Origin of the sequence: Pseudomonas sp. 2725 (assembly GCF_050434585.1) — a bacterium.
GTDB lineage: Bacteria > Pseudomonadota > Gammaproteobacteria > Pseudomonadales > Pseudomonadaceae > Aquipseudomonas > Aquipseudomonas jessenii.
On the sequence record NZ_JBNDIV010000006.1, the window covers coordinates 279,860 to 304,839 of the forward strand.

At 59.6% G+C, this 24,980-nt stretch carries 22 protein-coding genes; 8 read left to right on the forward strand and 14 right to left on the reverse strand.

Features of this window, described 5'->3' with window-relative positions; genetic code table 11:
* Nucleotides 1–2 precede the first annotated feature (2 nt).
* The 3 genes from ABIE16_RS19020 to ABIE16_RS19030 are packed head-to-tail and all read right to left on the reverse strand — an operon-like array spanning nt 3 to nt 7,182.
* On the reverse strand, nt 3–2,714 hold the full coding sequence (locus ABIE16_RS19020) for a putative virulence factor (protein WP_057712770.1): 2,712 nt from the start codon (nt 2,712–2,714) through the stop codon (nt 3–5).
* On the reverse strand, nt 2,711–5,776 hold the full coding sequence (locus ABIE16_RS19025) for a virulence factor SrfB (protein WP_102669372.1): 3,066 nt from the start codon (nt 5,774–5,776) through the stop codon (nt 2,711–2,713). The genes ABIE16_RS19020 and ABIE16_RS19025 overlap by 4 nt, the downstream gene beginning before the upstream one ends.
* 17 nt (nt 5,777–5,793) lie before the next feature.
* Complete coding sequence (locus ABIE16_RS19030; protein WP_429521730.1) at nt 5,794–7,182, reverse strand: SrfA family protein; 1,389 nt, start codon at nt 7,180–7,182, stop codon at nt 5,794–5,796.
* A gap of 267 nt (nt 7,183–7,449) precedes the next feature.
* On the opposite strand from ABIE16_RS19030, the gene ABIE16_RS19035 reads away from it, so the two are divergent.
* Entirely contained in the window at nt 7,450–8,664 is a 1,215-nt protein-coding gene (locus tag ABIE16_RS19035) for an aldose 1-epimerase family protein (protein WP_340312816.1), read from the forward strand.
* 6 nt (nt 8,665–8,670) lie between these two features.
* Here the strand turns inward: ABIE16_RS19035 and ABIE16_RS19040 are convergent, their stop codons facing one another.
* The 4 genes from ABIE16_RS19040 to ABIE16_RS19055 all read right to left on the reverse strand — a co-directional run bounded on the left by ABIE16_RS19040 (nt 8,671) and on the right by ABIE16_RS19055 (nt 12,456).
* Entirely contained in the window at nt 8,671–10,164 is a 1,494-nt protein-coding gene (locus ABIE16_RS19040; protein WP_057712774.1) for a YifB family Mg chelatase-like AAA ATPase, read from the reverse strand.
* A gap of 220 nt (nt 10,165–10,384) precedes the next feature.
* On the reverse strand, nt 10,385–11,185 hold the full coding sequence (locus ABIE16_RS19045) for a hypothetical protein (RefSeq protein ID WP_429521731.1): 801 nt from the start codon (nt 11,183–11,185) through the stop codon (nt 10,385–10,387).
* A 102-nt stretch (nt 11,186–11,287) separates the two neighbouring features.
* Nucleotides 11,288–11,734: a hypothetical protein gene (locus ABIE16_RS19050; protein ID WP_429521732.1), complete on the reverse strand. Its 447-nt coding sequence runs from the start codon at nt 11,732–11,734 to the stop codon at nt 11,288–11,290.
* A gap of 461 nt (nt 11,735–12,195) precedes the next feature.
* Nucleotides 12,196–12,456 carry an accessory factor UbiK family protein gene (locus ABIE16_RS19055; protein ID WP_046038993.1) on the reverse strand — a complete coding sequence of 87 codons (261 nt, stop codon included), beginning with the start codon at nt 12,454–12,456 and terminating at the stop codon, nt 12,196–12,198.
* Nucleotides 12,457–12,877: 421 nt separating this feature from the next.
* On the opposite strand from ABIE16_RS19055, the gene glnK reads away from it, so the two are divergent.
* From glnK to sutA, 4 genes are all read left to right on the forward strand, one after another.
* The gene (gene glnK, locus ABIE16_RS19060) at nt 12,878–13,216 is read left to right on the forward strand and encodes a P-II family nitrogen regulator (RefSeq protein ID WP_002555808.1); all 339 of its coding nucleotides are present in this window, start codon (nt 12,878–12,880) and stop codon (nt 13,214–13,216) included.
* Nucleotides 13,217–13,251: 35 nt separating this feature from the next.
* Nucleotides 13,252–14,589: an ammonium transporter gene (locus tag ABIE16_RS19065; RefSeq protein ID WP_057712776.1), complete on the forward strand. Its 1,338-nt coding sequence runs from the start codon at nt 13,252–13,254 to the stop codon at nt 14,587–14,589.
* A gap of 213 nt (nt 14,590–14,802) precedes the next feature.
* On the forward strand, nt 14,803–15,228 hold the full coding sequence (locus tag ABIE16_RS19070) for a secondary thiamine-phosphate synthase enzyme YjbQ (RefSeq protein WP_150724915.1): 426 nt from the start codon (nt 14,803–14,805) through the stop codon (nt 15,226–15,228).
* A gap of 101 nt (nt 15,229–15,329) precedes the next feature.
* Nucleotides 15,330–15,653: a transcriptional regulator SutA gene (gene sutA / locus ABIE16_RS19075; RefSeq protein WP_008050867.1), complete on the forward strand. Its 324-nt coding sequence runs from the start codon at nt 15,330–15,332 to the stop codon at nt 15,651–15,653.
* 186 nt (nt 15,654–15,839) lie between these two features.
* On the opposite strand, the gene ABIE16_RS19080 is transcribed toward sutA, so the two are convergent.
* From ABIE16_RS19080 to lptM, 6 genes are read right to left on the reverse strand one after another with little or no spacing between them, the layout of a single operon-like run.
* The gene (locus tag ABIE16_RS19080; RefSeq protein ID WP_429521733.1) at nt 15,840–16,547 is read right to left on the reverse strand and encodes an HAD family hydrolase; all 708 of its coding nucleotides are present in this window, start codon (nt 16,545–16,547) and stop codon (nt 15,840–15,842) included.
* A complete protein-coding gene (xerC, locus tag ABIE16_RS19085) occupies nt 16,544–17,443 on the reverse strand; it encodes a tyrosine recombinase XerC (protein WP_429521734.1) in 900 nt (299 codons plus the stop codon). Before xerC ends, ABIE16_RS19080 begins: the two co-directional genes overlap by 4 nt.
* 2 nt (nt 17,444–17,445) lie before the next feature.
* Entirely contained in the window at nt 17,446–18,171 is a 726-nt protein-coding gene (locus tag ABIE16_RS19090) for a DUF484 family protein (protein WP_015097340.1), read from the reverse strand.
* A 13-nt stretch (nt 18,172–18,184) separates the two neighbouring features.
* Complete coding sequence (dapF, locus tag ABIE16_RS19095; RefSeq protein ID WP_008015513.1) at nt 18,185–19,015, reverse strand: diaminopimelate epimerase; 831 nt, start codon at nt 19,013–19,015, stop codon at nt 18,185–18,187.
* A gap of 4 nt (nt 19,016–19,019) precedes the next feature.
* On the reverse strand, nt 19,020–20,267 hold the full coding sequence (gene lysA, locus ABIE16_RS19100) for a diaminopimelate decarboxylase (RefSeq protein ID WP_057712781.1): 1,248 nt from the start codon (nt 20,265–20,267) through the stop codon (nt 19,020–19,022).
* A gap of 12 nt (nt 20,268–20,279) precedes the next feature.
* Nucleotides 20,280–20,456, reverse strand: coding sequence for an LPS translocon maturation chaperone LptM (gene lptM, locus ABIE16_RS19105; protein ID WP_007980804.1), 177 nt, complete (start codon nt 20,454–20,456; stop codon nt 20,280–20,282).
* Between the two features lie 296 nt (nt 20,457–20,752).
* On the opposite strand from lptM, the gene cyaY reads away from it, so the two are divergent.
* The 3 genes from cyaY (at nt 20,753) to rnk (ending at nt 21,986) form a co-directional block, all read left to right on the forward strand.
* Nucleotides 20,753–21,085 (forward strand): iron donor protein CyaY, encoded by a 333-nt coding sequence (gene cyaY / locus ABIE16_RS19110; protein WP_057712782.1) that lies wholly within the window; start codon nt 20,753–20,755, stop codon nt 21,083–21,085.
* Nucleotides 21,086–21,089: 4 nt separating this feature from the next.
* Nucleotides 21,090–21,308, forward strand: coding sequence for a DUF1289 domain-containing protein (locus ABIE16_RS19115; RefSeq protein WP_079246817.1), 219 nt, complete (start codon nt 21,090–21,092; stop codon nt 21,306–21,308).
* A gap of 267 nt (nt 21,309–21,575) precedes the next feature.
* Entirely contained in the window at nt 21,576–21,986 is a 411-nt protein-coding gene (rnk, locus tag ABIE16_RS19120) for a nucleoside diphosphate kinase regulator (protein WP_057712783.1), read from the forward strand.
* A 7-nt stretch (nt 21,987–21,993) separates the two neighbouring features.
* Here the strand turns inward: rnk and ABIE16_RS19125 are convergent, their stop codons facing one another.
* Nucleotides 21,994–24,837: a class I adenylate cyclase gene (locus ABIE16_RS19125; RefSeq protein ID WP_429521735.1), complete on the reverse strand. Its 2,844-nt coding sequence runs from the start codon at nt 24,835–24,837 to the stop codon at nt 21,994–21,996.
* Nucleotides 24,838–24,980 lie beyond the last annotated feature (143 nt).

Below are 24,980 nucleotides of genomic sequence, written 5' to 3' on the forward strand. Positions count from 1 at the left end.
GCTTATCTCGCTGCGAAGGCTGTGAGCACTTGGCCCAGCCGTTCGTTCTGTTCAGGGGTGATTTCACGTCCAGCACCATGGCCAGCATTGTCCTGCGTGATGTAGGCCAGGCCCGAAAGCCAGTCGCCTAGATACCGTTGCGCCTGATTCGCCGGTTGCGCCGGCAGTACAGGCACTTGTCCAGGGCCAATGTCGGTGTAGAACGAAAACAAGGGCTCCTTGGCACCGGCGCGGCTGTTCGGACGCTCGCTCACCGGTTTCTGGAGGTAGCCGAACCAGGACACGAAATCGCGCAGCACGCGCTGCACTTCCAGCACCTGGCGCTCAACCAGTTGATCGCGCCGCGCGCCACTTTGTGCGCGCTTGAGAACGGCGCGGCTCAGTTGCCCCGGCAAATCCTGGCGATAGCCGGCGGTGATCAGTTCATCGACCACCGCTTCCAGCAAGGCCTTTTCCAGCCCCAGCAGGTTGAGCAGGCTTTGCCGGGTGGTCAGTTCACGCAAGTGTGCGATCCAGGCCTTGAACGCTGCTTTGGCGAAACGGTGCTCGTTGCTTTGCGGTTCGGGCGCCGGGGTGCCGGTTTTGCTGCTGACTGGCGCGTCGTGGCCCGGGTCGTCACTGAAATCGAAATTGAAACCGGTGTCATTGCCGTAGAGGCTCTGGCTCGGTGTCGGGGTGACCGGCTCGTCGTTCACGGCCGGCTCGTCATCGGTTTCGTACACGCCGCTGAGGTACAGGTCGCGCACCTCTTCGCTCGGTATGTCGAGTTGATCGATCAATTCGCCAAGTACCGCCGGGCGACGGCCCAAGCTCGTCAGAATCATTTGCGCTTTGGCTTTCTTGGCGGCTGCGGCGCCGTCGTCGTCAGCGTGGTACCAGGTGCTCAGACCGTGAGTGGTCAGGCCTTCGAGGCATTCGCTCAATTGCTCGCGGATACGCTGCAATTTAAATTCGATATTGGCCACGCCTTTGAAACTGCCGCTGAAGTGGCTGATGCCACCGTCATCGTTGCGCAGCATTTCTGTCCAGGCGTTGACCGGATTCTTGATGTGTTTGCACACCAGAGCGTTGCTGGCGAAGCTGGTGCCCAGCGCGCTGACACGTTCCTGATAAATGGCATTGAGGCCGGTTTCCGCACCGGTTGCGTCTTGCCCGATGAACGCCGCATCCATACGCGGCTTGCGCACCAGGTAGGTGTTCTGGAACGGTGTACCGGCCCAGTCGTTCATCCAGCTCAGGCTACCGAAACGCTCCAGCATGGTCAGCTTGACCATGCCGTTCCAGCTCTCGTCGTACTGATCGGGTGTCAGACTCAGGGAGTTGGTAATGCGCAGGTCGAGCATGGTCAGCGCCCAGATCAGGCCGGTATCGCGCTTGCTGCGAGCAGCCGAGTCGGCGCCCTGGGTTTTTTCGATCCAGCGGGTCAGCACCGGACCCACGTCGTTGACGTCGCTCTGCTTGGTCGAACTGGTGCAGACCACCAGTGCGTTCATTTCCTGGTTGTCGGTGTAGCGTTCGAACAGGTAGGCGACCTTGCCGCGCAGGATCAGCTGGGAAACGGAGTTGTCCTTGGTACTGGATTGCGGGTCGTTGGAATCGGCGATCTCGTGCAGTTTCTGGCGCCCGCGATAACCGGGGAAATCCAGCAGGTCGACCTGATTGACGATGTCATCCACCGGCGCTTCGATCAGGCGGAAGGTCATTTCGGCGGTCAGTGCCGCCAGTTGCGCGACCGCAATCGCCTGACTGTTTTGCAGGCGATCGCCAACCAGCGGTCGAACATCGATCGGTAAGTCCAGCGGGCTGCCGAAGCGTTCGAGGATGTCGACGTTCATGATGCTGTCGCGCTGGCTGTAGGTGTCGTTGTCGAAACTCACCAAGGCCTTCAACGGTGCGAACACGGTCTCGGGCAGCCCCAGCTTGTGCAGCGCGCCGGCCAGTTTCTGGTACACGCGTGTCAACTCGCTTTGCTCACCCCAGAGGATCGAAAACAGCTCGGCCCGTTCCTGGAAATTCAGGCGTGGCGCCAGCTGCAACGCTTTGGGCCAGAACAGGTGCTCAAGCTTCTTCACCGAGTTGCGAAAATTGTCGCGCAGGTAATCCCACAGCGACACTAGATCGTCGGCGTTGACGCCCGTTTGCAGCGGCCCGGTTTCGCGACCTTCGAACGGTTTGAGCACGCGCTGGATGCGCTCCTCGTCGATCTCGTAGGAAATCCGCTCAAGGTCGAAATCCTTGAACCAGGCGTTGGCGAGAATCTTCGCCAGCTCGATTTCCTTGAACAACGTAAGTTCTACCGGGAAGTCCTTGTCCTGACTTTCCGTCGCCCGACGGCTGAAGCGCGTTACCAGGCCGGTGGCTTCCTTGCCACCACCCACCGGGTTGATGTGCTTGATGAAGTCCAGGCGATGATCGCCGAACTCGGTTTCCAGCTTACCGTTCTGACCGGCGGCGAGTGCCGAAATCAGGTAGGACTTGCCGGCCTGGGACAAGCCGAAAAAGCCAATGGTCATCGGCGTGCAGGCCACGCGACCGAGGCTTTGAGCCAGGTTGCGGGCGCGGTGCAGGCGGATGTTCAGGTTGTCGGCTTCGCTGTCCAGGCGCGGCGCATTGCCGCGCGTCTGGTCAATCCAGTCCAGCGCCTGACCGGCGCCTTCATAAACAGCGGCCCAACTGGCAGAGAGCTGAGTTTGATCGGGGGTCAGGTCTTTCATTTGCGTTTCACACTTCCACTGTCGAGCCAGTACTTGGTCTCGCTCAGGCCGGCGTCGAGCATGGTGTTGAGTTCCAGCTCGAGGTCGCTGCGCGGGTTGAAGTTGACGTTGTTACTGTTGGATTCGATGTCGCGAACCGAGAGGCGGTCGCTGACCAGATCCTGCTTGCGCGTGTATTTGTCCGCCGGTTTGACCTCGAACCGCACCTTGAGCAGCGGGGCGCTGCCGTTTTCACCGGTTGCCCGGGAAAACTTCTCCCGACCCGCCTTGGTGAACCGCAAGGTATACAACGGCGAAGCGGCCCAGCGGTCAGCGGCCAACTGGCGAAAACCGAGGCGCAGGTCGCCGCGCATTTCCAGCTGCGGTGTGTCGGCGGCGTCGCCAACGCCAATTTCCGGTAGCTTGATTTTGTAGTCTTCGGACTGGATGTCGCGGTACAGCACGTCGGCATCCTTGATCACGTTGTTCAGATCGATGACGCCGATGTGCTTGACCGTTGAATACGGCTTGAGCGCCGATGCCCGGAAGTAGAAGTTCGGCACGCTGTGGTTGGCGCACAACAGGCAGAGCATGGCGCCGACCGAGGCGGTGCTTTTCGGGTCGTCGATCCGGCCGTTCTTGTGAAACGGATACCAGCCGCCGGTGCGGTAGTTTTGCAGCGCCAGAATACGCCCCGGTGGCAGCGGCAACAGCTTGCGAATGAACGCCTGGATGCCGGGCAGGCGCGAAGGGCGGCCGGTCAGCAGCAAGACATCACAGGGGTAATGCGCGACCACTTCACACAGCGCACCAAGGATCTTGGTGATGTTGATCTGGTCGTTGAGAAACGCGGCATGGAGCTTTTGCAGGTCGAAGCTGATCGGCGCGTCATACAGGTCGAAACCGCTCTGAGCGCCGACATCGCGACGCACGGCGACATTGACGTAGTCGAGCACGGTCTGGCTGATGGCATTGTCACCGAGCAATTGGCGGTAGCTTTGCGGGATGACTTCTTGCGGGACCTGCGGATCGTAATGCTCATACGCCTTGAGCAGCGCCAGGCCCAGCGGGGCGAACACCTGGAGGTTCAATTGTTGACGCAAGATCATGTCCTGGGCGCTGACCGATTCATCGCCACACAGCCGTGACATCAGTGAATTCGGGGCCTTTACGCCGGCGTTCTGCAAGGCTTTTTCGAAACTCGGCAGGATGAAGTCCTGGATCACGTCCAGCAGGATGTCGTCGCCGGCCACTTTGAAGCCATCGCGAAAACGCTGTTCCGGCACGATGTGCACGTTGCTGCCGCTGCCGGTATTGCCCGCACGGTCGAGGCGATAGTCGGTGATCACCAGGTCGGTGGTGCCACCGCCGATGTCGATGGTCGCGAGGGTGATGCGTTGGCGGTCGACTTTGTCCGGCCGGGCGATGGTGTCAAAAAACTCTTCCGGGTGACCGGCGAAGTTCTCGTTGACCTCAGTGTACAGGTACACCAACTGGCCGCAGGACGCTTCGTCCCATTCCACGCGGATACTCGGGATCGGCGTGCGCGGGCTGACGGCCTGATCCTGATGTGGATCTTCCTCGCCGGCATGCCAGCCGAGGCTTTTCCACACCAGGCCGATGGCTTGCAGCATGCGTTCGTTGAGGATGCTGCGCTCGGCCTGTGGCATGCCCGGTGGCACAGTCAGGGTAATGCTGTTGAGCTGGCGCGGCACGCGGGTGTGACCCTGGCGCGAACGCTGGGCCGGGCTGTTGATTTGCGACAGCGCCTGGGCCAGTACTTCGGCGAGCATGAAGGTCATTAGCGAGCTGCGTGAGTAACGCGGCATGAACACCGGCAGACGATCGTCTTCTTCGAGGCTGTAAAGCGCCTCGCCGGTTTCGTTGATCAGGTGCGAGAACGGCGCGGCGGTGGCGTACGGCTCATTGTCGGTCTTTATATACGAGCAGTTGAAACGCCAGCCGTGGCCATAGGCGTTTTCGTCCCACAGATAGCGTTTCGGGCTGGACAGGCCAGTGGAGCCTTCGGTGCCGCGACGACGACTGGCCAGACGACTGGCCTCATTGCCGACACGGGCAATCGTCGCCCATTGGAACGCGTCGTGGCGACCGCTCTTGACCGAGCAGTGGTCCTTGCCGAAGTACGCCTGGGAGAACTCCACGCGGCTTTCAAACGGCAGGTTATAGGTGTGTTCCGGGGTGATCAGGTCACGCAGTTCCAGCACATAATTCTGCTTCAGTCCGGAGCCGGCCTGACCGTGATTTTCGATCAGGATGCCGCAGGTGCGCGAGTTGCCGACGTCCAGCACCAGGTCCACCGGTATGGGTTTGACCAGGCCATTGCTGTCGTTGGCGACCACTTTCAGCTCGGGGATTTCAACTTTCGCCCGGGCCTTCGACTCCTGGGCGGCTGACGGTTTGCTCAACAGGCTGAGCAAGTTGAGGTAGTGCGCCAGGTGATGGTTGGCGCGAATATCGATGTCCAGCTCTGCGCGCGAACGGTGGGCATTGCCCTCATTGAACACTTCCAGCAACCACTCGTTGACCCACGGCTGCGCCAGGAACCAGCGGGTTTCGCTAGCCTTGGTCGCCAGTTTGAAAGACACGCCGGAGCTGATGTCTTCATCGTTCGGCGCCAGATAGGCAGTGCCGTCACGTTTGGGCATCACACGGCTGTCGAACGCCATCGTCAGGCGGTGGGTATTACCGTCGATGTCAGGAGTTGCCAATTTCACCAAACGCATGCGCGACCAGTTGGTCGGACCTTCGTCGAAGCGATGCGGCGGCATGAAGCGGAAAAACGGGATCGGCAGCCAGATACCGTCGAGCAAATCGAGGCTGCTTTTCATGTCGACGCTGAACGCAGGTTTGGCTTTTTCGACCTTTTCCGGTTCGGGTTCGTAGAAAAAGAAGTCTTTCTCTTCGTTGTACGCCAGGCGGCAGATCAGCCCGCTGATCATCGGTGCGAACTCGCCCGCTGGTTCCTTGCGGGGATCCAGGCGCAGGGCGAAATCCATGAACTGGATGCCGGTGTCGCTGACCAGTGTGACGGTGTCTTCGAATTGAGTGACTTCAGGCAACATGTCGGGTTATTCCGTTTTTATTCGGCCACTTGCCGCATGGACATGGGGAATTGTTCTTTTCCGTAACCACCGGTGCAGTCTGCGATCGTGGTCGCCCCTGGGCGGCAGCTGACCTTGGGCATGTCGTAAGTGCTGCCATCGCCGCAAACGGCCTGGCCCTGGCTGTCGATGGCCAGGCTGCCACCCTTCATAGTAGCGCTCACCGGCCCGCTGCATTTCGAGCCGTCGGCCTGATGTACGGTGACTTGGCCCTTACCGTCCTTGAGTTGGTACTCCAGACGTAGCGGTTTGCCGGTTCGGCGATCCTGAATCCCGGCGCCTGCGCTGTACTGTCCATCGAGAAACTTGGCGGCACCGTCGGCGGCGTCTGGCGGGATGCTCAGGGGCGGGCCGGGTTTGGCAGCGGCGGGTTTTTCTGCCTCGGGCGATGTGACATCCGGCGGCGCGGTTTTGTTTTCTGGTGGCTCAGTTTTGTTTTCGGGTGGCGCAGTTTTGTTTTCAGCTGCCGGGTCTATGGCCGGGTCTTTGGTCAAGTCGGCGGGTGCCATGTCAGCCTCGTTACCCTCGACGGCCGGCGTTTCCACACCATGCGTTCCAGTCACGGCGGTGCCGGTTCCAGTGGTCGAGCCTATAACGGTGCCTGTCACCGGAACGTTGTTGAGTGTCGTGACATTTCCGGTCAGTGGCGGCTCTTCCAGTTGTTTTTCTACTGGCACAACGCCGTCAGGCAGCAAATCTACCGCCACCAACGGAATCGGTACGCACCCTCGCAGGCCGAGCAACAGCCACAAAAGCAGCAGCAGGAGCGGCAGCAGCAACAGCCACCACCAACGACGCCACCACGGACGAGCAACCACCGGCACAACGGGCGGAACAACAGGCGCTGCGACCTCGGGTGGCAGCGTGAACGCGGGTGGTACCTGATAGAGGCAGTGCAGGGGATCGCCATTGCCGGTGCCGGCATGCTCGAAACCCCAGAAAGTCAGCACCGGTTTGCCTTGCACCAGGTAGACGAAGTTTTCGTCCGGGAAATGAATCACGCGCTTAAGTAGCTTACCGAACACGGCTTTGTCGCCTTGCGGCTGTTCGGCGGAGTCCGTACCCAGGAAACGCTGGCTCAATTCTTCGAGCGCGGTCTTCAGCGCTTCAAGCTGGCGGCGGGCAGGGGCACGTTCTTCTTCGGTCGCGCTGCTCCACGGAATCACATCGCCGTCGAGAGCGCTGTACCAATCGATCTGGTTCCCGAGTTCATCGCTTTGAGGGATGGCCAGATGATCGACCAACTCGGGGTTCTTGCGGCGAATGGCTTCGCGCAATTGCAGGGCTGCTCGGTAGACCGGTTGACCTGTTTCGCCGAGGGCAGTGAATGACCCGCTCTTACCGCTGCGTAATAGTGCCCCGCGCATTCAAACTCCATACGATCCGTTGCGCAAAAATGACAGACAAATGTGTCTGTACTTGCTCCTGCATTTAGCGGGCGACATTAGTGTCATAATGATATCGCCGTCAATCTGCCGGAGGTTTAAACCTTATGAGACTAACGTAAGCGTGCGGAGGTTGCATAAGGTCAAATTTAATTAGCTTGGGAAGGCTCTGGCGTAAGCTTTTTTATGCTTGCTGAATCGTTTCATCAGCGCTATAAAAAATGCACAACTCCAAGAAAGGCTTTCCCCATGTCCCCGCTCAAACTCTTCGTTGCCCTCAGCGCGCTGTCCGCTGCCTCCCACGCCATGGCCTGGGATTACGTCCTGCTCGACACCGACAAAGCCGCCCAGAGCTGGCAGATCACCAGCCAGCAACTCGGGGTGAAAACCGACAAACCCTTCTCCGTGACCCTGCGCACCTTGCACGGCGGTCGGCAGGAGGGCGTCAGCATCGTCGACATCGATAACGGCACGATGAAACTCTCGGTGGTGCCGACTCGCGGCATGAACGTCTTGCAGGCCTCGGTCGGCAATGTGCGCATGGGCTGGGATTCGCCGGTCAAGGAAGTGGTCAACCCGTCCTTCATCGAACTCAATGGCCGCGGTGGCTTGGGCTGGCTGGAAGGTTTCAATGAGCTGGTCACCCGCTGCGGCTACGAATGGGTCGGCCATCCCGGCATGGACAACGGTGAACTGCTGACCCTGCACGGCCGCGCCGCCAACATTCCGGCCAACAAAGTCACCCTGCACATCGATGAAAAACCGCCATACGCCATCAGCCTGCGTGGCGAGCTGAAAGAGCAGGCGTTCAAGAAAGTCGACTTCTCCGTGGCGACCGAATTGGTCACCGAACCCGGCAGCGTAACGTTCGCCCTCAACGACACCTTGACCAACAACGGTGACTATCCGAAGGAATACCAGGCGCTGTATCACAGCAACTTCAGCACGCCGTTCCTGGAACAGGGCGCCCGCTTCGCCGCGCCGGTGAAACAGGTCTCACCGTTCAACGACAAAGCCAAAGGCGATCTGCCCGACTGGCAAACCTACCGCGCACCGACCAAGGACTACGACGAGACGGTTTACAACGTGGTGCCGTATGCCGATGCCAAGGGCGATACGTTGACCGTGTTACATAACAAGGCCGGCAGCCTGGGGGTTTCGGTCGGCTTCAATACTCAAACACTGCCCGTGTTCTCCCTGTGGAAAAACACCGATACCCAGGGGCAGGGCTATGTCACGGGGCTGGAACCGGGGACGAGTTTTTCCTACAACCGCCGGTATCAGCGCCCATTGAACCTGGTGCCGACGATTGGGCCGAAGGAACACAAGCAGTTCCGCATCAGCTACAGCTTGTTGGCGGATAAGGCAGCTGTGGATAAGGCCTTGAAGCAGGTGAGCGAGATTCAGGGTGGGCGGGAGACTGAGGTGCGGCAGACGCCGTTGGTTGACCTCAACAAGGGGTGATGCTGACTAGAGTGTTGTCGGCCGATATTGCAGCGCCTCGGCCAAGTGTTCACGGGTGATGCCATCGACTTGCTCAAGGTCCGCCAAGGTGCGAGCAACCTTGAGCAGTCGATGGGCCGCTCGCAGCGACAAGGTCAGCCGTTCACACGCCGTTTCCAGCCAGGTTTCGTCAACTGTGGATAACTTGCAGTGTCTGCGCAGGCCCGGCAAATCGAGGAATGCATTGGCGCAGCCTTGGCGCTTTTGTTGCCGTTCTCGTGCATCGGCAACCAACTCGGCGGCGGTGGCAGTATCGTCGCCGGGTTTCAACGCAGGATTCAGCGCCGTGGCTTCGCGAGCAACCGTAAGGTGCAGATCGATACGATCCAGCAGCGGCCCCGACAATTTGTTGCGATAGCGCTGAACCATGTCCGGCGTACAGGAGCAACGGCCGCTCGGTTCGCCAAGATATCCACAGGGGCAGGGATTCATCGCGGCGACCAGTTGAAAGCGCGCCGGGAAGCGTACGCGGTCCTTGGCACGGGAGATCACGATGTGGCCGGATTCCAGTGGCTCCCGGAGCACCTCCAAAACCTTGCGATCAAACTCCGGTAGTTCGTCCAGAAACAGGACGCCGTGGTGGGCGAGGGTGATTTCGCCGGGCTGCGGCTTCGAGCCGCCCCCCACCAGCGCGGGGCCGGACGCCGAGTGATGCGGTTGGCGAAACGGCCGCTGCGGCCAATGGCTCAACGGCGAGCAACTGACGACCGACTGAATCGCCGCCACTTCCAACGCTTCATTTTCGGCCAGGGGCGGCAGCAATCCCGGCAAGCGGCTCGCCAACAGGGTTTTTCCCGTTCCCGGCGGCCCGCTGAACAACAGGTTGTGAGCACCAGCGGCAGCGATCAGCAGCGCACGCTTGGCCGCGAGTTGCCCCTGCACTTCATTCAAGTCGGGGTAGGGTTTGCTGGCGTAGAGCAGGCCATTGGAGACATAAGGCTCAATCGGTGTATGCCCATTGAAATGCGCAACGGCCTCAAGCAGATGATCCACCGCAATTACTTTCAGTCCCGAGGCCAGGCACGCTTCCTCGGCGTTCGCTCGCGGCACCATCAACCAGCGCCCGGCCTTGCGCGCTGCCAGCGCCGCTGGCAAGACCCCACGAACCGCCCGCACGGCACCTGATAACGCCAACTCCCCAAGGCATTCCGCATCATCGAGCGTCAACGTAGGCACCTGCACACTGGCCGAGAGAATCCCCAGGGCAATCGCCAGATCGAACCGCCCTCCATCCTTGGGTAAATCGGCCGGCGCCAGATTCAACGTGATCCGCCGCGCCGGAAACTGCAGCCCCGAATTGATGATCGCGCTACGCACCCGGTCCTTGCTTTCCTTAACCGCCGCCTCGGGCAGACCGACCATCGTCAGCGACGGCAAACCATTGGCCAGGTGGACTTCAACGGTGACAGCGGGCGCATCCACGCCAATCTGGGCGCGGCTGTGGACGATGGAGAGGGACATGGTCGTTCCTTGAGATGACGGGAGCCGCTTCCTGCGGGTTTTTGAAGGGTAGTCGTAGAGTCCGGTCGGAGAGGAGGGAAACTTTCGCAGAATGTTGCTGAAGCCACGCTCTGTAACAGCAGCCAAACGCTGAGTTTGGCTGCACAGCTGTCGTAAAACCTGCTGACAAAGCCAGCCTGACACGCCCCTGCGCATTTATTTCGCGTGTAAATCAAGCAACTTATGTTGAGGCAGCTTGTTTGGAAGAAGTTGTGTCGTCAAACAAGCTATTATCGCCGTTCAGGATTTTGCCGGCGAAGCTCTCGGCATCCATCTTCTTTTTACCTTCTGCGACATTCGTAAAATAGTTGAAGTCTAAATCTATCCAGTGCTTAAGTTTGGCTTCGTAGTTGTTTGGGTACTGTGCTTGCTGAACTGGGGGCAAGCCCTTGTAATGGTCAAGGACACTTTTGGAGAAGTTTGTGAGTTTTCCAGTGTTGTTGTATTCAAACTCTGCTTCGGCCACCACTTTCTGTCGCCATGCAAATTCTTGTTTGGCTGACTCTTCCAGTGCTGCCCGTCTTTCATTGATGGTAAAGGTGCCGCTGTCATCGTAAGTAATTAAGGCAAGCTGATCCATGGGCATCCCCGAAAACGGATTTTTGCCGAGTCCGTTTGTATACTGTGTCGCACTTTTGGCGCGCGCGAGTAATGTGGCATTATCTGTGTCAGGAACTTCAGAGTCGTATATTGATTTATTGGCAGTATAATTAGCACTCACTAACTCGTTGAATGTGTTATTAGCCATCGAGCTCAGTTCCGTTCTAGTTAGGCGTGCATCCCGGGCCTGTGCGCGTACTGAGGCTTCGCTCAATTGGCTCGCTAGGGTGGAAACGGTACTACTATCTCGTGCGTTGCCAAGTGGGCCTTGGGGTGTGCTTTGGTTGACGCCTGGGTTTTTGCCGGGAGTCGCTGTCAATTTTTTTGTTCCAGCGAGCGCTTGGCCGCTGTTAGCTGCAAAATTGTTTAGTGAATTAACCATTCTTTTCTGCTCCCTGTTCGATGACTAAAATATGATGCATCGCCTAATAAATGTTGATGCCTTAGCAAGATCTTACAAGCCACTTAAGGCCCGCTACATGCTTTACTTCATGGTGATTACTACTGACCAAGCATAGGAGGACGGATTTGCTTTGGTTACCTTGATGGTGCAGGTGGCCCCACCACTAGGCGTGGCCGTATTATTCCACTTTGGAATTTTACTCGCGCCAAAGCCAGGAGTAGTCACAAATGTAGCTAAATAAATACATTTCTTGTTACCAATTTGATATCGCAAATTAGCATGATTGTAATCAGGTGATATCTGGCTTTGTATGACGTACGTATCTGAGTCATTTGCAATCACGGACGCTTGTGGAGTAGGTGATGCGTTTGCTTTCGTTATAGCTTCGTTGTTTGTTATGGGGGTATACGTAGCAGTCTGTGTTCCAAGGTTCTTGAATGTGACTGTAACGGACGGCCCAGCGACCGCTGAACTTATGTGAAATGCAGTCAATGCGAAAACGGCAATTAAAGACTTGGATATTTTCATGGGTGTTGCTCCTTGTGGTGTTGGTAACAGTATTCCATTTAAAAAGTTGTGCTCATCACAAACTATTATCTAAGCCATGTAACATGGGCTTAAACTTTTTCGAGCGAATTGGCGAACCGAAGCCTGCGGAAATACTGGCAGGCCCGAAGGTCTTCCATGCACGGCCGTAATTCGAGAAAGGAATAAATCTCTGGTTCGAACGTGGTCACGGTGCGTCGGGTGCTGTTCGAGTCGCTAAACCCATTGCTGGCTAATCAGTTGGGAGTGAGCTTAGGAACCGGAGCTTTGCGGCGCAATCGGACGGGGAATGAGATCTTCGTAGGAAGTTGCCGGGATTCTTGCGGGCTTGAAGAGCGCAGGTTGCGGCAATTCCTACAGGTGAGTCTGAAGGTCGTGGCGACCATTTCGCGAGCAGGCTCGCTCCCACAGTGGATTGGGTTCCACAGTGAGCATTTGCGGTGTTATTCGGTTGGTGGGTTCAGTTTCGCTTCCAGCTCGGCGACTTTCGCTTCGAGGCTTTCGAGGCGGGCCCGTGTGCGCGCCAGCACGACCATCTGACTGTCGAATTCTTCGCGACTCACCAAGTCCAGTTTGCTGAAGCCGCTCTGCAGCAACATTTTGAACTGGCTTTCGATTTCAGCTTTCGGCAGTGGCGTGTCACCGCTGAAAAGGCGGGAGGCGGTGCCGGTGAGGGCGTCGAGGAAGTCTTTTGGCGCGAGCATGGGCAATGTCCTGGAAACAATGACGGGCAGTGTATCACGCAGTGTCTATAGTCATTTGCGCGGGCAAGGGATGCACGCTTTTCGCGCATTGGGACAGGCGGCGTTGCACCGTTGTTGTGCGTAACGTGCGGGGTCTTGTCGCGAAGTATCCACCATCCACCTGTAATGGCTTGAAAACAGTCGGTTTTGTGGAGATGGCAAGCTTTCTGCTTAGATGCTGGTGACCCATGCACTGATGCAGTCGCTGTGACGAATGCAGTGCGCCAAACGGAACGCGGGGGAGTGTTTCGTGAGGAGCGGTTAGCTGGCGTCGAACGGGCAGGTAAGGCCGACGATGCGTTACAAAGCCAGGCACTGCGCTTAGACTTGAGACGGGTTTGTTTTCCTGGGGCAAGTCCACCAAATTCGGGAGAGAGTTTTCATGAAGCTAGTCACTGCCATCATCAAGCCGTTCAAGCTGGACGACGTACGCGAGTCGCTGTCCGAGATCGGCGTGCAGGGCATTACCGTCACTGAAGTCAAAGGCTTTGGTCGGCAGAAGGGTCACACCGAGCTGTATCGCGGCGCGGAATACGTGGTCGATTTCCTGCCCAAGGTGAAGATCGACGTCGCCATCGACGACAAGGATCTGGACCGGGTAATCGAGGCCATCACCAAGGCTGCCAACACCGGCAAGATCGGTGACGGCAAGATCTTCGTGGTCAATCTGGAACAGGCGATTCGCATCCGTACCGGCGAAACCGATACCGACGCGATCTAAGCCGCCACAAACCCAACGCCCCAGGAGAAAACAATATGACTCTGCGTAAATTCGCAGGGCTAGGAGCCCTGTTGTCCATCGTAATGCCCAGCCTTGCTCTGGCGGCAGACGAAGTGGCGGCCCCAGTCCTCAACTCCGGCGACACCGCCTGGATGTTGACCTCGACAGCTCTCGTGCTGTTCATGACCATTCCCGGCCTCGCGCTGTTCTACGGCGGCATGGTTCGGTCGAAAAACATTCTTTCCGTGATGATGCAGTGCTTCGCCATTACCGGTCTGATCAGCGTCCTGTGGGTCATTTATGGCTACAGCATCGCGTTCGACACCACGGGCATGGAGCAGGGCGTCGTCAACTTCAACTCGTTCTTCGGCGGCATGGGCAAGGCGTTCCTTGCGGGTGTCACGCCAGCGAGTCTGACCGGCCCGGCAGCGCTGTTCCCCGAGGCGGTGTTCATCACCTTCCAGATGACCTTCGCGATCATCACCCCGGCGCTGATCGTCGGTGCGTTCGCCGAGCGGATGAAGTTCTCCGCGATGCTGATTTTCATGGGTATCTGGTTCACCCTGGTGTATGCGCCGATTGCGCACATGGTCTGGTCCGGCAACGGTGGCCTGATGTGGGACTGGGGCGTGCTCGATTTCGCTGGCGGCACCGTGGTGCACATCAACGCCGGTGTAGCAGGCCTGGTTGCTTGCCTGGTGCTGGGCAAGCGCAAGGGTTTCCCGACCACGCCGATGGCGCCGCACAACCTCGGTTACACCCTGATGGGCGCGGCCATGCTGTGGGTTGGCTGGTTCGGTTTCAACGCCGGTTCCGCCGCTGCGGCCAACGGCACCGCCGGCATGGCGATGCTGGTGACGCAAATCGCTACAGCTGCTGCTGCACTGGGCTGGATGTTTGCCGAGTGGCTCACCCACGGCAAGCCTAGCGCACTGGGCATCGCTTCGGGCGTGGTTGCCGGTCTGGTGGCAATCACCCCGGCTGCCGGCACCGTTGGCCCGATGGGCGCGTTGGTAATCGGTCTGGCGGCTGGCGTGGTGTGTTTCTTCTGCGCTACCACCCTCAAGCGCAAGCTCGGCTATGACGATTCCCTGGATGCCTTCGGCGTGCACGGTATCGGCGGTATCCTCGGCGCAATCCTGACCGGTGTGTTCGCTGCTCCGTCCCTGGGTGGCTTCGGCACCGTGACCGACATCGCCGCACAAGTGTGGATTCAGTGCAAAGGCGTGGGCTTCACGGTGATCTACACCGCGATCGCTACATACATCATCCTCAAGGTGCTGGATGCGGTCATGGGCCTGCGTATCAACGAAGAAGAAGAAGCGGTCGGCATCGATCTGGCGCTTCACAACGAACGCGGCTACAACTTGTAAGCAAGCGCGTAAAAAACTGCCCGGCTTGCCGGGCATTTTTTTGTCTGGAATTTGTCGTTGAAGGCTGAGCTGAAAGGTTTTTTCCTACAGCTTTTATGATGTTTACGTCGGGTGTTTTTGTGCAGCCAAAGGCTTACAGGATTGAAGGAATATTAGGGCCTTTGTTTTTTCACAGAGCGCGCTAGAATGCGCCCCGAACGTGCGGAGAACTGTATGTGGCAACAGACTCTGATTACCTTGCGGGCGAGGCCCCGGGGCTTTCATCTGGTAACGGACGAGTTACTCGCCGGCCTGCCTGAACTCAAGGCGTGTCGGGTCGGTCTGTTGCACTTGTGGCTGCAGCATACCTCGGCGTCGTTGACCATCAACGAGAACGCCGATCCGGCGGTACGTCGCGACTTCGAACGATTTTTCAATCGTCTGATCCCACAAGGAACAGACGGCTATGAGCATAACGACGAAGGCCTGGACGACCTCCCGGCGCACTTCAAGGCCAGCGTGCTTGGCTGTCAGCTCAGTTTGCCGATTGCGGCAGGCCGGTTGGCGTTGGGGACCTGGCAAGGCGTTTATCTGGGCGAGCACCGTGATCATGGCGGTGCCCGTAAAGTCCTCGCCACCGTGCACGGTGAAGAGGCATAACCGCTGGTCAGCAGCGGCTGTTGATTTTTTTCCGGCAGCCTTCGACAGAGGGCAAAGCTGGGCTATAACTAATCTGCTTTTCGCAAGTCATGAGGTAGAACATGAGCGACGATGATCTGGAAAACGACGACCTCGAAGTAGGCGACGACGACGAAACCGAAGAAGGTCTGGAAGCAGCGGCGGAAGACGTCGCTGAAGACGACGGTGGTGATGCGCCGGTTCCGACCGCCAAAGGCAAGGCCAAGGCAGCGGTATCGGTCGATGAGCTGCCGAGTGTCGAAGCCAAGAACAAGGAACGCGATGCTCTCGCGCGGGCCATGGAGGAGTTTTTGGCCAAGGGTGGCAAGGTGCAGGAAGTGGAGGCCAATGTGGTCGCCGATCCGCCCAAGAAGCCGGACAACAAGTACGGCAGCCGGCCTATCTGAGCCTGCTACCCGCTTACTGAAAAAGCCCGCCGTCGCTGCGGGCTTTTTCATGCCTGAAACAAAAAACATGAAACCAGTGGTGATCCCTGTGGGAGCGAGCTTGCTCGCGATGGCGGAGTGTCAGGCAACATTTATTTTGAATGTTAAGCCCTCATCGCGAGCAAGCTCGCTCCCACGGGTTTTTTGTCAGTTCGATACCGAATTCCACCGCGCCAGCAATGCCGGCAAATCGCTCAGGCTGCGAATCTCCGCATCCGGCAACCGTTCGGCTTCCCAGACCTTGCCCGCCGGGTTGAACCAGATCGCCCGCATTCCCGCCTGCTGCGCACCGGCAATGTCATCACCTGGATGATCGCCAATGTGCACCGCCGATTCAGCGGTCGCGCCACCGCGTTGCAAGGCCTCCTGGAACAATCGCGCATCGGGTTTGGCAATGCCGATGTCTTCGGCGCAAAGCGCAAACTTGAAGTAATCCGCCAGGCCCAGCCGACGCACATCGGCGTTGCCATTGGTGACCACGCCGAGGGCGTAATGATTGGCGAGGATTTCCAGGGTCGGTTCGACCTCCGGAAACACTTCGATCTGATGCCGGGCATGCAGGAATACTTCAAAGCTCTTGTCCGCCAGGTCCGAGGCTTCGTCATGCCCATAACCGGACTCTTCCAGTGCATGGAACAGCACCCGCCGACGCAGGGCGCTGATGCGGTGCTTGAGGCCAGGCTCGTTGCTCAATACGCGCTCACGAATGGCCCACAAATGTTCCACCGGCACTGCCCCCAGGTTGGGCGCGTGCTCGGTCAGCCATTCACGCAAAACGGCTTCGGCGCTGACGATCACCGGGGCGGTGTCCCACAGGGTGTCGTCGAGGTCGAAGGTGATCAACTGAATACTCATGAATCGTCGCCTTTCATGCGTTTGGCCCGTGGGTGGGCGCTGTCGTAGACGACTGCCAGATGCTGGAAGTCCAGGTGGGTGTAGATCTGTGTGGTCTTGATGTCCGAGTGTCCGAGCAGTTCCTGCACCGCGCGCAGGTCCTGGGACGATTCCAGCAAATGGCTGGCGAAGGAGTGTCGCAACATGTGCGGATGCAGGTTCTGCCCCAGTTCACGCTCGCCGGCAGCCTTGACCCGCACCTGGATCGCCCGGGGGCCGAGGCGGCGGCCTTGCTGGCTGACGAACACCGCATCGTCCGTCGGGTTGGCCATGGCTCGCAATGGCAGCCACTGCTCCAGCGCTTCGCGGGCCTTTTTTCCTACAGGCAGCAGGCGGGTCTTGCTGCCTTTGCCGAGCACCTGGACCATGCCGTCAGCCAGATCGAGCTGATCGAGATTGAGCCCCGTCAGCTCCGAAAGCCGCAAGCCGGAGGAATAGAACAGCTCGAGAATCGCTTGGTCCCGACGTGCCAGAAAGTCATCCTCGACCCCGCCTTCCAGCAGTTGCAGGGCGCGGTCGGTGTCGAGGGTTTTCGGCAGGCGGCGTTCGCCTTTGGGCGGTGCGAGGCCATTGGCCGGATCGTGGTCGCACAGGCCTTCGCGGTTCAGGTAGTGATAGAGCCCGCGAACGGCTGACAGTAATCGCGCCAGGCTGCGGGACGATTGGCCTTGGGCGTGCAGACGGGCAACCAGGCTACGCAGGCGCTGGATGTCCAGCGCCGTCCAGCTGCCGATATTCTGTTTGACGCACCAGCCCAGCACTTTATCGAGGTCGCGGCGGTAGGCCGACAGTGTGTGCGGCGACACCTGCCGCTCACTGCGCAGGTGTTCGCAGTAAGCGTCCAGTTGTCGTTCCATGTTCAGCGTACCGAGCGCAGGGAATTGTTGACCCGTGGCAGCACGCGACCCATGACTTCAGCGATGTAGCTCAGGAACAAGGTGCCCACCGAGCTTTTGTAGTGCTGCGGATCACGGCTGGCGATGGCCAGGATGCCGTGGATGCCCTGGTGGCTGATGGCGACAACCGCGGTGGAGCCGATCTGCTTGCGCTGTTCTTCGCCGAACAGGAAGTCCAGTTCATGCTCGCGCAGGCTGCCGCTGACGCTTTTGTCTTCCGAGAGCAAACCGCCGATGGCCACTTGAGCTTCGGCGTGAGTGACCCAGCGGCCCACCGGCATGGCGTTGTCGCCGAGCAGGATGAGGCTGACGAAGGGCACCTGGAATTCCTGGCGCAGGCTGTCTTCGACGCACATCACCACGTCTTCCAGGCTGGCAGCATCCATCAATGCCAGGATCAGGCGACGGGTCTTTTCGAACAGGCGGTCGTTGTCCCGGGCCACGTCCATCAAATGCGACAGGCGATGACGCAGTTCAATGTTGCGGTCGCGCAGGATGGTCATCTGACGCTCGACCAGCGACACGGTATCGCCGCGCCGATGGGGGATACGCAGGGACGGGAGCAGTTCTTCGTGCTCGACGAAGAAGTCCGGATGAGCCTCCAGGTACGCGGCTACAGCCGCCGCCTCGAGGCTTTCGGACGGTGATTCGTCAGCTTGTCGTGCGGGTACCTGAGGCTTGTCGGTCATGGATTTCGCTCACTCAAAGACGCACTTGTCCTTCATACACGCGTACTGCCGGGCCGGTCATCATCACCGGTTGGCCAGGGCCTGCCCATTCGATGGACAAGCGCCCGCCAGGCAGGTCGATCAATAGCGGCGAATCCATCCACCCCTGGCTGATCGCGGCCACTGCGGCGGCACAGGCGCCGGTTCCGCAAGCCTGGGTTTCCCCGGCCCCGCGTTCCCATACGCGCAACTGCGCGCGGCTCCGGTCGATGACCTGGAGAAAGCCGACATTGACCCGTGCCGGGAAGCGCGGGTGATGTTCGATTTTCGGGCCCAGTTCATGCACCGGCGCGTTGTTGATGTCGCTGACCCGTACCACCGCATGGGGGTTGCCCATGGACACGGCAGCCAGATCGACCGGGGTGCCGTCGACGTCGACCTGATAACTCTTGGCCTGCTCCGGCGCCTGGAACGGAATATCCGCTGGCACCAGGCGCGGGGCGCCCATGTTGACGCTGATCTGCCCGTCGTTACGCACGTCCAGCTCAATGATGCCGCTTTTGGTCTCGACGCGAATCACACGTTTTGCAGTCAGGCGCTTGTCGAGCACGAAACGGGCGAAGCAGCGCGCACCGTTGCCGCACTGTTCCACTTCGGAACCGTCGGAGTTGAAGATCCGATAGCGGAAATCCACGTCCGGGTTGCTCGGCGCTTCAACGATCAGCAACTGGTCGAAACCGATGCCGGTGTGCCGGTCGCCCCATTGCTTGGCATGCTTGGGCAGAATGTGCGCGTGCTGGCTGACCAGGTCGAGGACCATGAAATCATTGCCCAGGCCGTGCATCTTGGTAAAACGCAGCAGCATGGTTTTACTCCGGCAGCAGGCTTTCGCCAGCATACAACTCGGCTACCGTTTCACGGCGACGCACTTCAAATGCCTGATCACCGTCCACCAACACTTCTGCGGCACGGCCGCGGGTGTTGTAGTTGGAACTCATGACAAACCCGTAGGCACCGGCCGAATGCACGGCCAGCAGGTCGCCTTCCTCCAGCGCCAGCTGACGATCCTTGGCCAGGAAGTCGCCGGTCTCGCAGATCGGGCCGACGATGTCGTAGGCGCGGGCAGCGGAGGTGCGCGGGCTCACGGCAGTGACGTCCATCCAGGCCTGATACAGCGCTGGGCGGATCAGGTCGTTCATGGCGGCGTCGACGATGGCGAAGTCTTTGTGTTCGGTGTGCTTGAGGTACTCGACCTGAGTCAGCAGCACGCCGGCGTTGGCGACGATGAAGCGGCCCGGCTCGAACACCAGCGCCAGGTCACGACCGTCGAGACGCTCGCGCACGGCCTTGATGTAGTCGGCAGCCAGTGGCGGCTCCTCGTCCTTGTATCGCACGCCCAAGCCACCACCGAGATCGATGTGGCGCAGGTAGATGCCGCAATCGCCAAGGCGATCGACCAGGCCCAGCAGGCGGTCGAGAGCGTCGATGAACGGCGGCAGGGTGGTCAGTTGCGAGCCGATGTGGCAATCGACGCCGACCACTTCCAGGTTCGGCAGCTGCGCGGCACGCACGTACACGTCTTCGGCGTCGGCGATGGCGATGCCGAACTTGTTCTCTTTGAGACCGGTGGAAATGTACGGGTGGGTGCCGGCATCGACGTCCGGGTTCACGCGCAGCGAAATCGGCGCGCGAACGCCCAGTTCGGCGGCGACCACCTGCAGGCGTTCCAGCTCGTCGGTGGATTCGACGTTGAAGCAGTGCACGCCGACTTCCAGGGCGCGACGCATGTCGTCACGGGTCTTGCCTACGCCGGAGAACACTATCTTGTCGGCGCTGCCGCCAGCGGCCAGTACACGTTCCAGCTCGCCACGGGAGACGATGTCGAAACCGGCGCCAAGACGCGCCAGGACATTCAGGACGCCCAGGTTGGAGTTGGCCTTGACCGCATAGCACACCAGGTGCGGTGTGCCGACCAGCGCATCGGCGTAAGCCAGGTATTGGGCTTCGATGTGTGCGCGCGAGTAAACGTAGGTGGGTGTACCAAAGCGCTCGGCGATGGCAGACAGGGCAACACCTTCCGCGAACAGTTCACCGTCACGGTAGTTAAAAGCGTCCATGAGGTTCCCTTATTATTGGTAGACGTCGTGCTTGTGTGCTTTGGAGGCAGGCTGCTGCTGCGACGACTTGGCTTGCTCCACAGGGTCCTGGTCTTCATCGGGCAGGTACAGCGGGCCTTTTTGACCGCAGGCCGACACAAGGCAGGCAACCGCGAGGAGCGCAGCAAGGGAAGAGATCAGGCGCTTCATGGCGAAATCCTTGAAAATGCATTAATTGCGCCGGAGTATACCGGCCACCCGGCAGCTTGCCTATGCAACGGACCGTCCGTCCGGCGGGGCTCGGCCCGATGCCGGTCGGTATCATGCAATCCTTGTGGGAGCGAGCTTGCTCGCGAAGGCGTCGTGTCAGTCGACATCAATGTTGAATGTCAGTCCGTATTCGCGAGCAAGCCCGCTCCCAAAGGTCGTTATCCTTTGCAATCACCGGGACTCGCCCGTATCTTGCGGCGCTTGAGCCTGATCAGACACTTTTTGAGGTTGCCGTAATGAGTTTGTCCGAAGCGCGTTTCCATGACCTGGTCGATGCCACCCAGCAATCCCTGGAGGACATCTTTGACGAGAGCGACCTGGATATCGACCTCGAAAGCTCGGCCGGTGTGCTGACGGTCAAGTTCGAGAACGGTAGCCAGTTGATCTTCAGTCGCCAGGAGCCGCTGCGCCAGCTGTGGCTGGCAGCGGTATCCGGTGGTTTCCACTTCGACTACGACGAAGAAAGCGAGCGCTGGATGTGCGACAAGAGCGAAGAGCAGTTGGGTGAAATGCTTGAGCGTATCGTCCAGCAGCAGGCCGGTGTCGAACTCGATTTCGAAGGCCTGTGAGATCGTGACCCAGCCTGCGCCTGTCCGTGCGCCCAAACCGCTCTACAGCAATGTCAGCCCGGCGGTACCGTCGCCCTGCAGCGGTGTGTGCCGGCTGGACGAGCAGAAAGTGTGTCTGGGCTGCTTCCGCCATGTCGAAGATATTCGTGAGTGGCGCTCGGCTGATGACGAGCGTAGGCGGGTGATTTGTGCGCAGGCTGCCCACCGCAAAGCTTCAGTCTAGTGAGTCATTGTGGCGAGGGGGCTTGCCCCCGTTGGGTCGCGTAGCGGCCCCAAGTTTTTACGGCTGCTGCGCAGCCGAACGGGGGCAAGCCCCCTCGCCACAGGAGTTCTCTACAAGTCCATAGCGTCGGTTTGGCCATGACTTGTATATTTTTTGAGCTGTGATAGTGTCCAGAAACGCCTCAACCCATCGAGGCTTGTGAAAACCCCGCCTTTTTCTGGCGGGGTTTTGCTTTTTTCGTGCAGAAGAAAGGAGTCTGCCCAGATCATGACCTCACCTTCCATCACCCTTACCCGTCTGGACGTCCAGCGTCTGGAGCGTCTGATCGACAGCCTGGACGACACGCTGCCGGGCGTTATTGCGCTGCAAACCGAACTGGATCGCGCCGATACCGTGGTCGGCCACGATGAAGTGCCGGCGGATGTCGTGACCATGAATTCCCGTGTGCATTGCCGCGAAGAAGGCAGTGGCAAGGACTACCACCTGACCCTGGTGTACCCCAAGGATGCGAACGCCGACGAAGGCAAGGTCTCGATCCTGGCGCCGGTGGGCAGCGCGCTGCTCGGCCTGAAGGTTGGCCAGCACATCGATTGGCCAGCTCCGGGCGGCAAGACCCTGAAGCTGACACTGCTGGAAGTCGAATCGCAGCCGGCCAATGGCGGCGCGTTCCCGGAGTGACTCCCCCTCAGACCTGATCGAGCGCCTCGTTCAATGCGTGCTCCAGGTCGGCTTTGTAGCGCAGGTACAGATGGGTGGAACTCTGACCTTCGCCGAGCAGGCCTGACAGGTCGAGGTCGGTGATGTAGCAGCGGTAGCGTTCGGTTTCCCGGCGCTGCCCGACGATTTCCCGGGCGACCACGCGGAACAACTGGTCGCCATGTTCCAGCTCGGAAAATTCCCGTTGATTGCAATACAGCGTCACCTGCACCTGACCCGGTGCGGCTTTGCCGACGATCGCCTGCACGTCGTAGAACGGCTTGTTCACTGGCGTCTGCGGCACCGGCCGGGCTTCGATGCGGCGTGCGCGGCCAGGGCCTGACGGTAGCAACTGGCAGTACAGGGTGTCGAGGTTCAGCGGGTGGGCTGCGTCCATCGGCAACAAGGCATCGCGACGGTACTGGATCGATTGCAGGAAACGCTGCAGCGGCACCAGCAGGCTTTGCTCATCGTGCCAGGGCAGGCGTTGCTGCCACAGGGCGTTGAACTCATCGAGCACGTACAGATCAGCCTGATCTTCGTTGACCCTATAGAACACTTGAATGCAGTCCGGTTGGCCCGCTGGCAGGAACAGCGCAAGGTCGTGGTCTTCCAGTGCCTTCGGATCGAGGTGCAACGGGCTGTAGCTCGCCATTTCTTCGCCCAGGTAATCGATCAGCGCCGGCAGAGTGGCCAGCGCGATGTGCTGGACCTGGCCCGGCACCAACTCCAGCACGTGGTAGTGCTGCTGGACCTGGATCAGGTAACGATGATTGAGCCGGCTCAGCAGCAGGTTCTGCGCGGTATCGAGGATTTCTTCCACCCGCTGGGCGATGAACTGCGCGCGGTTATGGCAGAAGCAACGCACCCGCAGCTTCGGCTGTTGTGGTCCGGCCGGCAGGTTGTTGAGGTAGTCGCGAATGCAGTCGAGCAGGGCGTGGGGGCCGTCGTAGCGGCCAACCAGCGCTTCGTTCCAGCTATTGAGCGTGACCTGGTCCAGAGTCAGTACCAGATTTTCCCGGACACCGGCGTAGCTCAGGGAGTCGGTGCGCTCGGTGGTCATGAGGATGTTCAGGTCGCGATGGTGCTTGAGCGGATCGATGCCGACATTCACCAGGATCAGCACTTCACTCGGCACGCTGGCGCGCAACAGAGGTTCCTCGGCGACGGTGGGCAAGGGTAGGGCGATGGTCTGTTGCAGGCTGCCGAGCAGGTTGAACAGTTCGAATTCGCTCAAGTCGCTGGTGCCGGGGTGCAAGGCCAGGCGGGTACTGCTGTCGATCACGCCATTGCGGTGGCACCAGGTCAGCAGTTCGAGCAAGTGACGGCTGCGTTTGATCGGCGCGAAATGCTCCCACTCTAGTGCCGTCAGGCTGCCGTTGTACAAGCCCCACTGGCTTTGCCCCGGCTCTTTCTTGTTCGGTGCGTGCACCAGCGTCAGGGTGTCTTCAGCCAGGTCCGGGGCGATGCCGGGATTGATGAATTCGACTTTACCGGCCTTGCGCTCGAAAGCGGCGTACAGGCGACGGCCGAGGACACTCAGGTCGCGCTTGTTGATGCGGCTGACCGTTTGTTCGTGACGGGCAAACTGGGTGAGGAAGCGGTAGCTGTAGTTCAGCTCGTTGACCAGTGCCCGCCGCTCGGAGCTGACCTGGCGGACTTTCCACTGGCTGCGGCTGTCGAGCAGGGTCAGTTGACGCTGGTCCCAGTGCCATTCATGGGCCAGGCGTTCGAGCAAGGAGCGCTGCCAGCTCTGGGTGCGGCTGTTGCCGGTGAGTTTGCGATTGACCTTCAGGTACAGCGCGCGCCGCACCAGTTCCAGCCGTTCCGGTTCGTTGCGGGCGATCAGGTATTCCTCGATGCGCCGATACACCACGACATACGGATCCAGTTCGTCGAGGTCGAGGCGGTTGGCGAACACTGCTTGCTTGAAGCGCAGGCTCAGGCAATGGACCCTGGGGTGTTCACTGGCGTAAACCTCCGTCAGCAGCAGCTTGAGCACCGACTTGTAGGGCGACTCGATGCCCTTGAACAACTGCCAGAGCCCGGCACCGATGAATTCGCCGGGCGGGATGTAGGCCAGGTTGCCGAGGTCGAGGGTTTCATCGGCACGGATGAAGCGTTTGGAGATCAAGGCATGGGTGTAGCGGTCGTAGCTCGACTCTTCGTAGACCGGCACCAGCCACCAGATCGGTGTGCGCCCGGCGAGCCAGATCGCGGTGCGGTAAAACTCGTCCAGCAACAGGTAGTGCTGGGTGGTGCCGCAATCTTCCGAACTCAGCTGGGTATCGCGCTCACCGCGGACGAAACGGCTCGGGTCGATCAGGAAAAAATGCGCTTCGGCGCCCTGGCTGGCGGCCCAGGCTTCCAGCAACTGGCATTTCTTGCGCAGCTCGGCGAGTTCGTTTTCGGTCAGGTCCGGTCCATGGCAGACCCACACATCCATGTCGCTCTGGTCGGCTTGGGCCAGGGTGCCGAGGCTGCCCATCAGGAACAGTCCGTGAATCGGCCTCGGCGGGTTGCTGCCGTGGCGCGGCTTGTAGGAAAACGAGCGGGTCAGGCGCTGGGCTTCAGCGAGGACATTGGCATCCGGCTCGAAATTCGACAGCCCGGCCGGCGTACTGCCGGAAACGTAACCGGGCAACAGCGGATGGTTAACGTGGAAAAACAGCGGCAGCAAGGTCAGGACCCCTTGCTGGCGGGTCGACAACCCTTCCATGGCGCGAGCCATGCGTCCTTCGTTGAGTTTCAGAAAACGTGCGCGCAGCTGGCTGAGAACCTTGCGGTCGATTCCCTCGTCCAGATCGGGGTGGATTTCGTGGGTGCGCGTCATGTCAGCTCAAACCGGCTCGCAGGGCTCGGACGTGGGGCTTCGGATGAGGGGCAGTTTAGCGCCTTGAGGCGAGGACTTTTAAGCTGATTTTGTTTTTCTGGCGTCAGATTTCTATCGGCTGCAGACAGAAATCAGGGGGATGT